Source organism: Yersinia sp. 22-579 (genome assembly GCF_030433455.1).
GTDB lineage: Bacteria > Pseudomonadota > Gammaproteobacteria > Enterobacterales > Enterobacteriaceae > Yersinia > Yersinia enterocolitica.
In genome coordinates, this window is sequence record NZ_JAUJTZ010000006.1 from 16,993 (window position 1) to 33,512 (window position 16,520).

A 16,520-nucleotide genomic window follows, 5' to 3' on the forward strand; every position below is an offset into this window, starting at 1 on the left:
GTCTGGTGATATAACAACTCGTTACCAATGAATCCTGTTGTAACCTTAGCAACAAGTTGTTATCACTACTTTGGTATGACGACCCAATTACAGTTGGGTCGCAAACCTATCAATCAACGAGTGATTAATTATAAGACAGTACGTATTGAACTTTAGCAGTCACGATACCAGGAGTGGTTTTAGCCGTTGCATAGTAACCACCGGCGTATGACAGAGTCGTGGTACCTTTAGGATCAGCACCAGTGCCTGGAGTCACATCAAATGCTGCACCAGTATCACCTACACGGATTTGTGAGCTAGTGCTATCCAGGTTATAAAGACGTACTTCAGCACCAGTTGCTCCACCAGTAGTGCTATTGGTCAGGTTACCGGTAGTTGGGTTGACACCGTCACTGTTGATTGCGTTGAAGTGAGCAGAAACTTTGGTCACAGCTGCTGGGCAATCCACGACAGAAATAGTGAAGTTTGTGGAACCCTCTTGATCACCAGATTTTGCCAGAACGCTAGTAGAAAGCGTTGGCAGAGTTACCAGCACATCTTCAGTACCCGTTTCAATCTGGCAAGTATCATCTTGCAACAAACCGTTGAAGGTAACAGTACCATTTGAGGCTGCAAAAGCAGTTGTTGAAGAAACAGCCAAAGCCAGTGCACATACAGCCAGATTTACTTTACGCATAACTTTCATCCTTTAGTTTACTTTCCAATTAAATTATTTAAATACAACACACATAGTTAACATCTGTATAAACAGATACGCCCTATTCTTTTTTGCCTTTCATTTTGACAAGAAACAGCAAATTCCTTTTTGAGATAAACTATCCAGCAGACAACGTTAAACTTGATGTCTTTTGTTATTTATCTTTTTCATTCTGCACAGAAATCGTAAATTTATTTTCAACTTTATCGACGAACACAATCTGATTAGGTATTGCGTCGTGGTCACGTAAAATAAATTTGCCAATTTCAGGTGTAATATTCTGTTCAATATAACGAATAAGCATACGGGCGCCGGTTTCTGCTACTGAGCAGCGGCTAACTACATCGTCAACGACCACATCACTGTATTGCAACGTCAGCTGATGCTGAGACTGCAAACGCTGGCCGATACGATCTAAATGTAATCGAACAATATGCTGCAACGCGCTCTGCTGGAGCGGCAAATAAGGGATCACAGTGACGCGACCCAAAAATGCGGCGGGGAATACTTTCAGCAATTCAGGTTGCAACGCACTTAATATTCCATCTTGATCGGGAGCAGTATCTGGATCAGCAAATAAATTACTTAATAATTCGCTACCCACATTGCTGGTTAACAGCAAAATAGTGTTCTTAAAATCAATAAACCGCCCTTCGCCATCTTCCATCTGGCCTTTATCAAATACCTGGAAGAACAGTTCATGGACATCTGAATGTGCTTTTTCAATTTCATCTAACAGCACAACACTATAAGGTTTACGCCGCACTGCCTCGGTTAATACACCACCTTCGCCGTATCCCACGTAGCCCGGAGGCGAACCTTTTAATGAGGAAACCGTGTGTGACTCTTGGTATTCGCTCATATTAATCGTGATAAGGTTTTGCTCACCACCATACATACTTTCCGCAATGGCCAACGCCGTTTCTGTTTTACCCACACCGGAAGGGCCAACCAACATAAAGACGCCCAGCGGTTTCCTTGGGTCTGCCATCCCCGCACGTGCAGTCATAATATTTTCGCTCAACTGGACTAACGCATGCGGCTGACCAATCACTCGCTCTTCGAGACGTTGCGGCAGCTCCATCACGGCACGAATGTCGTCTTTGAGCATTTGCCCTACTTGAATCCCGGTCCAATCCGCAACAATGTTAGCGATCACGGTTGCATTAACCTCAGCTTGCACCAATGGTTGCGCACTGCGAATAAGCAATAATTGCTCTTCCAGTTGCGCCAATTGCTGCTGATGCTGCTGGCGTTTTTCTTCATCAGGCGTGGGTTGCGACACCAGTTCATACAGCGCCGTTCGCGTAGTCGTAATGGCGGTGACCAATTCACGCTCTGCCTGCCAACGTTGTTCAAGTTTGTTTGCCGCTTCCGAGTGCTGAGCAATCGTGGCTTCTAACAGTGCTGCGCGATCGTCCTGCCCTTTGCCGAAATGTCGGGCTTTTTCCAGCGATGACAACTCGGTTTGCGCGGTTTCACTCTGGAAAGTCAATTGCTGCAATTCTGCCGGTTGTGAGAATTGTGCCACGGCAACACGTGCACAAGCGGTGTCAAGCAGGCTGATCGCTTTATCCGGTAACTGGCGCGCAGGAATATAACGATGCGATAATCGCACCGCAGCTTGCAAGGCTTCATCCATGATCCATACGCCGTGGTGTTTCTCTAACGCCGGAGTCAATCCACGCAGCATCGAAATGGCCGTATCTTCATCAGGTTCATCGACCTGAAGGACCTGGAAACGACGAGTTAGCGCCGGATCCTTTTCAATATGGCGTTTAAACTCACTCCAGGTCGTCGCGCCAATGGTGCGCAACTGACCGCGCGCCAGTGCTGGTTTGAGTAAATTAGCTGCATCACCGGTTCCTGCATTCCCCCCCGCACCGACCAGAGTGTGAACTTCATCTATAAACAAGATGACCGGCGTTGGTGAAGCCATTGCTTCGTCTAAAACATTCTTCAGGCGTGCTTCAAACTCGCCTTTCATGCTGGCACCCGCCGAAAGAGCCACAACATCCAGGGTTAGCAGACTCACCTGACTCAGTGCTGGAGGCATTTCACCCGCGACAATGGCCAGCGCCAGACCTTCAACTACGGCTGTTTTACCCACGCCAGCTTCACCGGTGAGCAACGGGTTGTTTTGTCGACGACGCAGTAGAATATCCACCATCGTACTGATTTCATGGTTGCGCCCCAGTACTGGGTCTATTTTGCCTTCACGAGCTAATGCAGTCAGATCCGTGGTGTACTGCGCCAATGTGGCGGTACTTTTGCCGTTAATAGCATTACTGGCTTCACCCGGTAATGCGCCGTCATACATTGGGCTACCATCGGTGGCCGCTTCATTGGTTTCCGGCGATGTCTGCGTAATAAAGTTAAAATCGCTGCTCAAATGCTCCAGTGGAATTTTTTCCATTTCTGGAGCAATAGCCAACAGTGCCCGGCGCAATTCCATATTGGTTAGCATTGCCAGTAACAAATGTCCGCTGCGAATACGGGTATCTAAACATTCCAGGCTGGCGTACACCCATGCCCGTTCGATGGCTAATTCGATATGGTATGAAAAATCTGAAATGCTGGTCGCTCCGACGGGCAAACGAGCAAGTGCTTGAGCCAGACCACGTTCAAAAGCATCTACGTCGACCGCAAAATAGCGAACAATATGTTTAAGGTCGTTATCTTCTTGATGCCAAAGTTGGTTCACCCAATGAATCAACTCGACATAAGGGTTGCCACGCAATTTACAAATTGTTGTGGCACTTTCAATACCTTTGAAAAGAGTGGCATCCAGTTTGCCGAAAAGATTTTTCCTTGTAATAGCCACGTTGTTTATCCTGGTCTTTTTAACTGTATTCACACCTGCATGTATTTATGTCTACATGTGTATATCAGCTTATATGTTTATGCGTATTTGCAGAGCATCGCGAGGTCATTATTATTACGCCACGAACTTTTGTGGGGCTAAGAGTAAAGGGGTAAAATAAAAAACGAAAGTATATTTATTCGATATTGTACATTTTAAGAATTTTGCTCAAACTAATATCAACAAACACATTGATATATTCAAAAACCAAAAACAGTCATTGTGGGATATTTCACTTTTGATAATACGAAAATTCCTACAAATAAGAAGGAAAGCGAGAAGAAGATGAAATAACGCCTGAACTAAATTAGGAATTCCGCCCATAACAAAGTCCTAAAGTCACATATCAATAACAATTTAACGCATTGTTTGTATTGAATATTCAAGAAAAAGCGCCTATGGAATAGTTATCGGGATTTTAAAGAGTATTGAGCCAAAAACCCTTGCGTGTAATAATTTACCTATTAAACAGGATTTAAATAATAGTTATTAGAAATTTTCATCCACATAATAAATACATTGGATGGAGATGAATTCTATTATTCCAACATGTAAATACAAAATTGATAAGACTGTTGTTTCGTTATCGCTGAATACGTTAAATCCGAATAAGTGAATATCAACAAAAACGATTCGACTGATTAGGCGAAATAAAGCTGACATAACAACTGAGGCAGTAAGTGGATCACAAATTTCTTGATTACTATAATAAAGAACTGACTTTTATGCGCGAAATGGCGCAGGAATTCGCAGATAAGCATCCTAAAATAGCGGGCCGCTTAGGCATGCACGGGATTGAAGTTGCCGATCCCTATGTCGAACGCCTGATCGAGTCTTTCTGCTTTCTCTCTGCCAGAACACAAATTAAGCTGGATGCCGAATTCCCTAAATTTACTCAGCGCTTGCTGGATATTGTCTATCCCAATTACAACTCCCCCACTCCTTCAATGGGAGTGATTCAACTTAAGCCAAACCTAAAAGAGGGTGATCTGACTCAGGGCTATAATGTCCCTCGTGGCAGTTCGTTTTTCACCCATATTGCCCCAGGTGAAACGACCCGCTGTGAATTTCGCAGTGGGCAAGATGTTGGGTTATGGCCGCTGGAGATAACAGAAGCGCGCCTAAGCTCCATTCCTCCCGATATGCCTAATCTGGAAAAGCACCGTATTGCCTATCATCGGCTCAAGGGTGCCTTGCGCATTAAGTTAAAACTGGTCGGCGACCTGCAATTTTCGCAGCTAGCAGGGTTGGACCGTCTGCCTATCTATATCAATGGCGACGAGAGGATCGTCTCTCACATCTTTGAACTTCTGCATGCCAGCCATGTTGCAACTATCATTCGTGCAGGGCACGGCGTGACAGCTGAAGATACCGTGATAAGCAATGACGCTCTTGCTTTTGAGGGGTTAAGCCCCGATCAAAGCCTGTTGCCACTGTCGTGGAATATTTTTCATGGCCATAACCTGATGCAGGAATACTTCACCTGCCGCCAGCGGTTCTATTTTTTCACACTGACTCAGCTGTCCAAAAGTCTGCGCAATAATCACACCAACGAAGCGGAGATTATTATCTTACTGGACCGGTTGCCACAGGAGCTGGTGAGTCATGTTGCTCCTTCTCGCTTCCTCTTGAATTGCACCCCGGTGATTAATCTATTCCAGAAGCGCATGGACAAGATTGAGATTAATCGTGCACTGAATGACTTTCACGTGGTGCCAGACCGAAGCCGACCGCTCGATTACGAAGTTTTCTCCATCACTAAAGTCTTTGGTCAACAAGCGGAAACCAGTAAAGAGGTGGTATTTAACCCACTCTACCAAACGCGCCATTGTGACAATGGTAATTTTGGTCGCTATTTTTCCATTACCCGTAAGCCCAGAACGAGTCAGAACAATAAGCGTAAATATGACACTCGTACGCCTTATGCCAGTACTGAGGTCTTCGTTTCGCTGGTTGATCAACAAGAAGCGCCCTACGGCGATAACCTGCGGTATTTATCCATTGAGGCGCAGGTAACTAACCGAGATCTGCCGCGATTGATTACCAGTAATGGCAATTTTGAATTAACCATGTCGGATTCAGCTCCAGTACACGGCGCGCACTTTGTATTTCAGCCCAGCCCCCCTCGAGCCCCTTTTGCGATAGATGAATCAGCCTGGCGATTAATCCGTCAGCTCAGTTTCAACTACTTGCCGCTATCCGATATGACTCATGCTAATGGGGGGGAGTCACTACGTAACATGCTACGTCTGTTTGTTAGCGCCTCAGATCTTGAATCGAATACACAAATCGATGCACTGGTTGGTTGCAAAAGCGAGCCGGTAATCAGACGACTGCCCGGTAACGGCTTACTGGTGTATGGTCGTGGGATCTGTTGCACCTTGACCGTTGATGAAGAAGGGTTCTCCGGCATCAGCCCCTATCTGTTTGGCTTGATCATGGAAAACTATTTGGCACGCCACGCCGCGATTAATGTGTTTACCGAGACTGAATTGCACTCGATGCAAAGAGGACGTGTCGGTCAGTGGAAAGCCCGTCCTGGTCGCCGGGGAGTGCTGTGATGCAACCCGACGACAGCATACAGCAGCAGAGCCAACTCAATCTGGATACCTGGTACCAGCAAGCTGAGCCCTGGAATGCCGGTTTTATCAGCATGATGCGGGCTAATGCGGCCCGAACTCCCGATATGCCCGCTCCCGCTAAAGCTATGCTGCCGAAACAGGAAACCTTCCGTATCGGGCAAAGTGCCAATATGGCGTTCTCACCACGTGAGATAGCCCATGTTGAAATGAAAGACGGGAAGATGGACCTACAGCTTTTTGGTCTGGGTATCTGGGGGCCGCACGGCGCGATGCCGTTGCAAATGACTGAACTGGCTTACACCCGTGCTGAGTTGCATGACCATACGCTGACCGACTTTGCCGATCTATTTCATCATCGGGCGCTATCACAGCTCTATCGTGCATGGTTTGTCTCTCAGGACACCGCTTCGCTTGACAGGCAACATGATGAGAAATTCTCTTTTTATATCGGCAGCCTGGCCGGTTTAGACCCAGCGGAGCTGACACATAGTGCGCTGCCGGTACATGCCCATCTGGCTTCATCCGCCCATCTTATTCGTGAAGCACGTAACCCCGAAGGCTTAGTCGGCGCATTGCAATACTACTTTGAAGTGCCGGTCAGCATGGTCGAATACGCCCAACAGTGGATCTTTCTGGATAAAAGTGACCAGACGCAATTGGGCGATGGTGCCTCGGCGATGCTGTTAGGTGACGGTGCCATTCTGGGCGACACCGTTTTAGACCGACAGCATAAATTCGAGCTGATACTTGGGCCGCTCAGCCTGCAACAGTATTTGCGTTTCAGCCCATCAGGACAGGATTTACCGGTATTACGTGAATGGGTGCGTAACTTTGTCGGATTTGAATATGCCTGGGAAGTGCAGTTGCTATTAACGGCCGCTGAGGTTCCAACCGCCACGTTGGAGGGCACTAGCCAGTTGGGATACACCAGTTGGTTAGCCCGAGAGGATGTCTCAGCCAACGTACGTGGAATGAGTTTTGAACCCGAAATGCACCGTTATTAACCCATCAGCATCACGGCTAAGTCCGAGTGTGAAAAATTAGACGACGTCCACCCATGGCGTTAAAAGGAAGAAACATGAGTGTACCAAGTATCGCTGATAGCACCGGTTATTATCACCGCCTGATGCAGCCTATTCCGGGTGATCATCCTTGCGGCCCAAGTTTGGAATATGACTCAGCATTTCTGATGCTGCAAACAAAACTGCAACCCAAGTTGACCGCCGAGTACGGCAATTTTGTTGAAGTTGCTGAGCCTACCAACTGGACCGATACCGAGCGAAAATGCCTTGAGCTACTAGGTAAAGCCCGTGACATTCGGTTACTGATTATTCTGATGCGCTGTCGAATGCGTCAAATTGGCGTAAGTGCGGTGCAGGAAGGGCTGGAAGCCCTACTGTGGTGTCTGAGTGCCTGGCCGGATGATCTACATCCACAGTTACTTGATGAAGGCGAATTTGAACCTTTCATGCGGGCCAATGCTTTTGCAGAATTAGACGATATCGATGGTTTTATTGCTGATTTTCGCAACCAACCCCTGCCCAAAGCCGCAGGAATGCAAATATCAGTCAAAGAGCTTGAGAAAGCGCATTCGTTCCCGCGCGAAGAAGGTGCACTGGAAGAAGCGACTATGGAAGCCATTGAGCATGATTGGCAGGCCCGTTCCGATAGCGCGATCCTCTCATTGCAAAAAGCTTATGCATTGCTGTTGGAATTAACCGCACGTCTTAGCCATTCTCTCGGTGATGTCACCCCTGACTTCGTCAGATTGACCGCGGTGTTACGCCACTTTGGTGGAAGCAATATGGCCGATATTGCGCCTATCGCAGCCTTTGAAACACCTGAATATATTACGGCGACCGAGGCCACTGAAGTCTATACAACGGCCCCGGAATGGCAGCCTGAGGAAATAGTCACCGCAGCCAGTGTACCCACTGATACTGCGACTCCCACTTATCGGCCTGCGCCACACATGCCACCATTACAACAGCCACCGCCTATAGCCGTTGTGGCACAAGTTCCCATCGCGCCAAAAGGAATTCAAAATCGCGCGGACGCGTTATCCCGACTCATTGAAGTACGCCAATGGTTTGCGACTACCGAGCCTAGCAGTCCGGTGATCGCACTATTGTCATTTTCAGAGAAAACCATTGGCAAAAGCTTTGGTGAATTACTGCAAATCATTCCACCAGAACTGATTTCTAAACTTGATGCAGGACAGGAGTAGTTAGCCATGACAAGGACGCTTTTTATATTGGCATTCGGCGCGGTTATCGCGGGGCAAGCACACGCCATCTGTACCATTGATACAGAAAGCAAAGACGGCGGAACTCTGCCATCAACCATGAATATACCTGGATTAACGATCACTGTTGATGCAGATGCCCCCGCCGATACCACCAAGTTTATTGCCGAGGCGGATTCAGCAACGCAAGGGACCAGAGTGACTTATGTCGATTGCGCCATTGGTAACCCTTATGGCAAAAATGTCGGCATCTTGTTGGGGGCAGATTTGGGTAAGGGATTATTTGCCACCAATATCGAGGGTATCGCCATTAAGCCTATGTGGAGTAATGGTGCTGCCTTTGGTACGTTCAATACTAACGGGGGAATGACATTTACCACTGAAATTGGCCGTTGGACTTATCCCCCTAACTCCTATTTTAGAATTGAGTTATATAAAACCAAGGAGACACTCTCCTTAACTAATACTTCGGGTCAGTTGGTGTTGCCGGCTGGCACTGCGGCCTACAACTGGGTGAACAGCAACAGTGAAACCAATTACGCACAAAAACTGGTTATTGGCCAAATCACTATTATTAGCACCCCATCCTGTACTTTTGACGGTACAAAAATTGTCGATTTTGGCCTGGTAACCTCAGGCACCTTGAATAACGGAGTCGAGCGCAATCTGGATTTTGATATCACCTGTAAAACTGATTATGGGCAATATTCAGCCACCGCTGCCATTACCACACAAACCCCGACTGCCGATGGGAATTATATCAAGGTTAAAGACAAGGATGGTCAGGATGATCGGATGCGCATAAAAATCAGCGACAGTAGCGGGAAATTACTGGCACCCAATGGCAATGATAAGGAGCAAAAGCTCAATATCGCCAGTGCGACACCGGCTGAATTTAAGTGGAAAGCCACTCTTGAACCGGTATCCGCCACAGCTAAACCCGCTAACGGCACCTTTAGCGCCGCCGCAGAAATTATTTTGCAAGTTAATTAACCCATTACGGCAACACTGTTAATTTACACGGATTATATATGCAGTCTGTATCTTCTATTTTTGTGAGCATTGCGAGCTATCGGGATTCAGAATTGATCCCGACGCTACATGACATGATAAATACAGCTAAAAGTCCCGAAAATCTCAATATTGCGGTTTTCTGGCAAGATGAGAATGACATCAATACTTTCATTAATCAGGGAATGCGGCTGATAGAAAGTCAAACCCATCTTGGCTATCCATTGCATCAATTGGAATATAACCAGGCGCATATATGGGTTTTAGCTGTGCATTATTATGAGAGCAAAGGGGCTTGTTGGGCCAGGCATATGGCCGAAGGGCTCTTTCAGGATGAAACCTATTTCTTGCAAATAGATTCCCATTGCCGATTTATTCAACACTGGGATCATGAAATGGTCACAATGTTAAATAGCCTGCGAGACAAAAGCCCTAAGCCAATATTATCCGCTTATCCCCCAGGTTATGAGCCCGGTGAGAATGAAAACAGAAAAGATTATGTCAGTCGGCTGATTTTTAATACTTTTACCCCTGAAGGCATGGTGCAAATGATGTCCACGCCTTTTACCGAAAATGCACCTGTGCGCTGCGGGTATTTAGCCGCTGGATTCATATTCACCGATGGCTGTTTTGTCCGTGAAGTCGCCAACGATCCCGACATTTTCTTTCTGGGGGAAGAAATTGCCATGGCTGCCCGCGCATTTACTCATGGCTACGATTGTTACGCTCCGCACAAAATTCTGCTGTGGCATTTCTATACTCGCAGCAAGCACAGCAAAGTTTGGTCCGATCACAATAATGAGGCCAAGAAATCTGGCGCGGTGGAACTGGCCTGGTGGGAGCGTGACAAAATAGCTAAAAGCCGGGTCCGTACTCTTCTGGGCACTGAACAAAGCAACGCAGAACTTGGTTGCTATGCATTGGGTTCACAACGCAGCTTACAAGAATTCGAATATCGCCTCGGGGTTAATTTTAGCAAGCGAGCTGTGCATCCGGATGTCGTCGGTACCCACAAAGTGAGCTATTTCACTGATCTCCCAACCGCCCACGAGCAGTGGTTAGAATCCTTAATTCTGGTCAATAAAAAAACGCTAAAAATAGAAAAGCATGAAGCCGATTTCACCCGTGAAGATGTGGAATGGTGGCACATCGGTGTTTATAACGCGCAAAACGCTCAAGTTATGGCTGAACATGTTGATATCAGCAATATGAAGAAAATCATTACCAAAACCGATGACTCAATCTTTGAGTTAAAACTGGCCTTTAATACCGAAACGGATTCAAACCCACGCTCTGTCAGAATATGTCCTTATATTCGCTTGCAGGGTTGGGGTGATGTTGTGGAGAAACCCTGGTGAAAAGCGAAGACATTTTCAAACAGATTTTAAGCATCGACACCTTATTATCTTTTAATGGCATTATTCCGTCGTTATCCGGCTTCCAGCGAAAACTGATTGCGCAAATCGAGGAATTTTGCCTCACACTGAAATCAGAACAACATCCTCCCATCGAAGTCGACAGGTTATGTCATCTGCTTTGCCACTATTTGGATAAACGCACTGAAAATACAATTAAAGATAAGGGGTTAAGTTGGGATAGCTATTTATTATTAGACTATTTCTATGGCTACAGTACGCCTGCTCCTGCTGATAATGTCAGCCTGGAAGCGTTATTAAATAGCGATGATGCAGTCATCTGCCAATATGCGCTAAAAATACTTGTCCTCTCGCGTAATTTGCCCACCCGTGATGTGAAATCGCAGCAATTATTTGCGCAGTATGGTCATAAGTTATTACCTCCTAATCTGGTTATGGATAACGATGATCTTCACATGGAGCCAGAGCAGGAGGAAACAGGCCACAATGAGGAACTTCTCGAAATAGAACCCGCATCTGAGCCACGTCGAATTTGGCGATCGTTAGGCTTACCTCTCTTTACCGCTCTACTATCGCTCGGTGCGTTTTGGTTTTGGTGCTCTCGTTATTTAGGTGATCTGTCTTAAATGTTTAAGCTCAAATTAAATAAGTCGCTATTACTGCTCTGGTTGGCAACCTGTGGCGTATTGATAGCAAGTCTGGCTTTGTACGAAAATACGTTATGGAATAATGCTATTTTTATTACTTTCCTCGCCCTATTGGTGCTCACAGTATGGCAACATTACACCCTTAAACCAGAATCATCTCCGCCAGAACCACAACAACCCCCTCAACCGGTGGTTGCAGAAACTGCGCATCAGGGGAATACCGTCATTTTGATTCTTGGCCCCTATGCCGCCAAATGGTTTAGTCATCCGGGAGCTGCCGATAATACGCGTTTTTCCAGTCAGGCCATTTGGATCTTAATCCCCGATCCGGAATCATTGCAAAAAAGGCTCAAACATATAGCGACACATCACCCATCTGCGCAAGTATCGGCTTTTTTCCCATTCTTGCCTGATGTGTATGAAAATACATCAATTATCATTTCACAACTAACAAAATGGCAGAACAGTTTTTCGACCTTATCCCTGCAAACTCCCCTCACCTGCGTGTTTGCTATCTATATTCAGTTAAGTGAGGAACGTCTTAGCCATAATCCTGATAATGCGTATTGGACTGGAAATATTAATCTCGCCAATAAAAAAGAGATCGATATTACTGCTGCTTTCCAAGCATTGAGCCAAAAACTTGAGTCGCAAGATACTAGCAGTACGGCGTTCTCATCCCAGCGTCACGCAATTGCACATAATCTGTTTATTTGGTTAAACGAATCTGGCGTGACAAATAGCTTAAAAAATCTCTTTTCCCACACATCATTACAGCTGACTGATGTGATTTTGTCCGATAACGGAAAAGGGTTTATCAAACATGGTGCCTGGTCAGTATGGCTGGAAAAAACATTGGGAATTTTACCTGGTTTGGCCTCATCCCTATCACGACCACCTTTCCCGGAAGTGATTAATTGGCGAAAACCACAGATAGCCCCAGTGGTCAAATCGACTGTTATTGAAACCCCAACACCACCGAGATGGTTATGGAGTTTGGGTTTTGCCACCGTGCTATTAGCAGTACACATGGCCTATTCTTTATCACAAGAAAAAACTCGCCATGACCAATTTAACCAACAGATGGCAACTTTGGGCAATATGAGCGATATATCCATGCAACATATTACAGATAATATTGCGAAGTTAACTGACAAGGCCAGAACATACTCTAACTGCTTGAATATAATAAATATTACACGTTGGGGGCTATCTCAATGTGCACCGTTATTAAATAAAATAAATCACCAAATTGAAAGTTATCAAGATATCCCTGCGTTTAGCTCTACCCAAATGGCCCCAATGTTTGATTCAAATAGCATAAAACTGAAGCCCAATGCGCAAACAAACGAAACTTTGGCATCCTTGTTACTTCTGGTAGAGCAGCATCAAGGCAGAAAAGTTCTCATTATCGGTCATTCGGATAATACCGGCAGTGCTTCATTCAATATGACAATTTCCGAACAACGCGCAGTTGTAGTACGGGACTGGCTAATCAAAAACAGCGCACTTGCAAAAGAAGATTTCATTATCCGAGGAATGGGAGCATTAGAACCGGTCGCATCAAATGACACACCAGCAGGACAAGATCAAAATCGGCGCGTTGAAGTGCTGTTATTACCAATACATAACAAAAATGCGGGAGCTTAAAATCCAATGAATGCTAATTCTTCTACTTATTCTATTTTTGAGGGCACCTTTCTGACAACGGCCCCGGTTCTGGATCAGTCAGTGAATATCTTAATGTTCAGAGATCCTGATAACCACGAATATACCATTATCATTAACCGTGCTTTATTAGATGAAGAACAAACACCGGAAGATTTCTGTGAAAAAGAGATGGAAGCATTACGCAATAAATTACCTGGATTTCAAATTGAGGGAAAATTACTCAAACATGAGCTTGGCCCAGCGAAACTGCCCGTAGTACAAGTGGCAAACAATTTCTTGCAAGATGGGGAAATTACTCGCCAAGTACAATCTATCGTATTACTGCCGCATCATGCCATCTCAAATCCAGCTAATCGTGTCGTACTGATTTTCACTTTGACGACTGCCGGAGGTGAATTTACTGAACATCAACGCAAGCATTACGTACAAATTATTAATAGCTTCAATCCAAAAGTTGTATCAGCTCGTTAATATCAGCCAAAAACCACTTCACGCTATATTGTCTAATATAGCGTGAAGTGATAATTTTACCAAATGGAGGAGTTAAGGCAGTTTACCGAAAAAACAGTATGTGATATATCGTTTCGGGCAATACATTGCAAATCAGATACAAATGAAAACGGCTTCTTTGTTGCTATAGTTTTTCATATGTGATGCATAATTATAAAACTCTACGCGATTTAACACCCCCAGTTTTCTTATCGCATTTCTCCGATGGGTTAATACTGTTTTTTCAGAACGTTCAAGTATATTTGAAATATCTGTAATTGTATAACCTTGCCCAGTTAATTCTACCACTCGACTTTCAGTGATAGAAAGCTGGATATAATTCTTAAGCCCTAACCGTCTAAATATATCGCTGTTCATCATATTGCAGTGACTAAGGCGTGCAATAGCCAAAATTTTCTTGATTTTAGAGATAATGTCATAGATATCGAGCTGACTGCTATTAAAAGGAATGTTGACTGTCATCATCGGAGTATGACCACTACTGGTGCACTTCGCGATAAACCCACTTTCTTGGTATATATTGACGATCACCATAAAATCTTTAAATATCACATTGGCCAGGTGTATCGATTTTTTTTCATGCGGATTAAGGAATAAATAATCCTCAACGCCATCTTTATTAAAAACCTTCTGGAGTAGAGAATGCAAACCTAACTCATAGAAAGCATTTTGGGTTGTAATCGCTACACTTAACATTTTAAATGTCCTTTATTTTTACTCACTATCCTTAGTCAGGATGGGCTGAACAAATTTTGAATAGAAATGCTGATGACAAATAGTCATCAGCAGAATTTTATCTTTGCGATTGTCACTCTTTCACTGAGAAGCTCAGTAATGTGATAAGTGAAAAGTTAAAACCCGAGAGATAGAACTAACTTTACTCAAACTTCGATGATTGAGGGAAGTACATATATCTGAAGGAAATTCTAAATTTAAAATATTTATTTCATCTATCAACATAAACCTCTCAACTATGAACAATGTAGATTATCAAATATGACCTCGATCATTGAAAATTCAATATGGCAATTAAACAACACTAAGAAGTAAAAGTATATGGGAATACCGCCACCAACATTGTCGGATTTTTCTTACACACATTGTAAAAATTCTTTGTCATAAAAGGGACATTGCGCTTGCCACCATATACAGTTATTGGCTCATACGCTTTGACCGTCTTTTTATATTCCCTTTTGTGACAGCAGATTACCTTGATTTAAAGCCAAGACGGATATTCTTGATAACATCAAAGTACATGAATATTCTTTCAAATTTATTGATGTTAATAGCCATATCAACAACATGGTCAACCAAAAATAATTTTTTATGAGTCTGGCACAGAAATAAAATAAACCCATACATTCTCTATGGATGTTATGCCGCTTGCCAGTATATCTTGTCAGCTCACTCGAAAGATAATCGTTTTGATAGCTTAGAAATAAAAAATCGATCGGTGATACCAATCAAATTATTTATACAATATGAATCCGAGGAGGAGGGTCGCCCCTCCCCCAGCCAGATTAACGTTACGATAACAAGAAAATATCTACATAAGCCTGAAGGGTTAAACAGAATAGACACTATCATCAATGCGATAACTGGCGTTCTTTCATCTCCGTAGCGACATGTTTATATTGAAAAACAAAGACAAAAATAACCAGCAAAATAAGTGTGTAAGCAGCAAATGAAAGCCAAATACTATTCCAGTCTTTGACGCCGTCCGCAGTAAAATAATCAACAACATGCCCACTGGCAATAGCACCAACGTATGCGCCGACACCGTTAACCATAGTCATGAACAGCCCTTGAGCACTGCCCCTAATATTATGACTTACCTCTTTTTCGACATAAATTGCACCAGAAATATTAAAGAAATCAAAGGCACAGCCATAAACAACCATTGATAGTAGCAACAGAACAATACCGCTTGCCGATGGATCGCCATAGGCGAATAGCGCGAAGCGTAAAGTCCAGGCGACCATACTGATCATCATGACGCGCTTAATACCAAAGCGAGACAAGAAGAATGGAATAGTTAGGATGAAAAAGACTTCGGCAATTTGCGCCATCGATAATAATATCGATGGATATTGGACCACCAGGCTATCTTGATAAAGGGGGTTTTTGGCAAAATCATGCAGGAATGGACTGCTAAAAGTGTGGCTGATTTGCAATGAAGCGCCTAGTAACATGGCAAATAAGAAAAAAATAGCCATCTTCTTTTGCTTGAACAATACAAATGCATCAAGGCCTAACAGATTAACCCACGAACGGTCTTTTTTAACATTTGAAGTCGGGCAGCTTGGCAGTGAACAGGCATATATAGCTAATAGCAACGCAGCACCTGAAGCAATATAAAGCTGAACATTACTCAGTTCGAATCCCGATAAACTAATGGCCCACATAGCAAAAATAAAACCGATAGTGCCAAAAACACGTACTGGGGGGAAATCTTTAACCGTATCCAGCCCTGCTTTCTCCAGACAAACATAGGAAATAGTATTGGATAGCGCAATCGTCGGCATATAGACCATGGCATTAAATAACATGACAAAAAACATTAAATTAGGGTCTGAAACATTAGCAGCGATTAATAATGCAACAGCACCTAATAGGTGGCAGCAGGCATAGAGGATATTAGCTTTCACCCAGCGATCAGCAATAATGCCCACAATGCTGGGCATTAGAATGCAGGCAATGCCTTTCGCTCCATAGACCAAACCCACCTGCGCGCCGGTAAAGTTCAATGTATTCATCATGTAAGCACCCAGGGTGACCAGCCAGGCACCCCAGATAAAGAATTGGAGGAAAAACATAATTTTAAGCCGTTTTTTTATTATCATTTTTATTCTCCGTGATACGAATGCGTCGAGGGAATATTATGCTTATTGAGTCTGTAGGGGTGTTCCCTCTTTATT

At 44.3% G+C, this 16,520-nt stretch carries 12 protein-coding genes; 8 read left to right on the forward strand and 4 right to left on the reverse strand.

The window, feature by feature from the left end; genetic code table 11:
* Positions 1–124: 124 nt before the first annotated feature.
* A complete protein-coding gene (locus QSV56_RS08605) occupies positions 125–676 on the reverse strand; it encodes a fimbrial protein (RefSeq protein WP_019080953.1) in 552 nt (183 codons plus the stop codon).
* 175 nt (positions 677–851) lie between these two features.
* Positions 852–3,521 carry a type VI secretion system ATPase TssH gene (gene tssH / locus QSV56_RS08610; protein WP_046695224.1) on the reverse strand — a complete coding sequence of 890 codons (2,670 nt, stop codon included), beginning with the start codon at positions 3,519–3,521 and terminating at the stop codon, positions 852–854.
* 719 nt (positions 3,522–4,240) lie between these two features.
* On the opposite strand from tssH, the gene tssF reads away from it, so the two are divergent.
* From tssF to QSV56_RS08650, 8 genes are all read left to right on the forward strand, one after another.
* Positions 4,241–6,121: a type VI secretion system baseplate subunit TssF gene (gene tssF / locus QSV56_RS08615; protein ID WP_019080955.1), complete on the forward strand. Its 1,881-nt coding sequence runs from the start codon at positions 4,241–4,243 to the stop codon at positions 6,119–6,121.
* A complete protein-coding gene (gene tssG, locus QSV56_RS08620; protein ID WP_019080956.1) occupies positions 6,121–7,146 on the forward strand; it encodes a type VI secretion system baseplate subunit TssG in 1,026 nt (341 codons plus the stop codon). Before tssF ends, tssG begins: the two co-directional genes overlap by 1 nt.
* A gap of 74 nt (positions 7,147–7,220) precedes the next feature.
* On the forward strand, positions 7,221–8,369 hold the full coding sequence (locus tag QSV56_RS08625; RefSeq protein WP_046051222.1) for an ImpA family type VI secretion system protein: 1,149 nt from the start codon (positions 7,221–7,223) through the stop codon (positions 8,367–8,369).
* 6 nt (positions 8,370–8,375) lie between these two features.
* On the forward strand, positions 8,376–9,380 hold the full coding sequence (locus QSV56_RS08630) for a fimbrial protein (RefSeq protein WP_019082801.1): 1,005 nt from the start codon (positions 8,376–8,378) through the stop codon (positions 9,378–9,380).
* A 38-nt stretch (positions 9,381–9,418) separates the two neighbouring features.
* On the forward strand, positions 9,419–10,756 hold the full coding sequence (locus QSV56_RS08635; protein WP_019080958.1) for a GlcNAc-transferase family protein: 1,338 nt from the start codon (positions 9,419–9,421) through the stop codon (positions 10,754–10,756).
* Positions 10,753–11,400, forward strand: coding sequence for a hypothetical protein (locus QSV56_RS08640; RefSeq protein WP_050880736.1), 648 nt, complete (start codon positions 10,753–10,755; stop codon positions 11,398–11,400). Before QSV56_RS08635 ends, QSV56_RS08640 begins: the two co-directional genes overlap by 4 nt.
* The gene (locus QSV56_RS08645; RefSeq protein ID WP_019080960.1) at positions 11,401–13,071 is read left to right on the forward strand and encodes an OmpA family protein; all 1,671 of its coding nucleotides are present in this window, start codon (positions 11,401–11,403) and stop codon (positions 13,069–13,071) included.
* 6 nt (positions 13,072–13,077) lie between these two features.
* Positions 13,078–13,563 carry a DcrB-related protein gene (locus tag QSV56_RS08650; protein ID WP_005168514.1) on the forward strand — a complete coding sequence of 162 codons (486 nt, stop codon included), beginning with the start codon at positions 13,078–13,080 and terminating at the stop codon, positions 13,561–13,563.
* Positions 13,564–13,695: 132 nt separating this feature from the next.
* Here QSV56_RS08650 and QSV56_RS08655 read toward each other — a convergent pair whose 3' ends face one another.
* Together QSV56_RS08655 and QSV56_RS08660 are read right to left on the reverse strand one after the other, a co-directional pair.
* Positions 13,696–14,298 carry a LuxR family transcriptional regulator gene (locus QSV56_RS08655; RefSeq protein WP_019080961.1) on the reverse strand — a complete coding sequence of 201 codons (603 nt, stop codon included), beginning with the start codon at positions 14,296–14,298 and terminating at the stop codon, positions 13,696–13,698.
* 890 nt (positions 14,299–15,188) lie between these two features.
* On the reverse strand, positions 15,189–16,445 hold the full coding sequence (locus QSV56_RS08660) for a nucleoside permease (protein WP_046051226.1): 1,257 nt from the start codon (positions 16,443–16,445) through the stop codon (positions 15,189–15,191).
* Positions 16,446–16,520 lie beyond the last annotated feature (75 nt).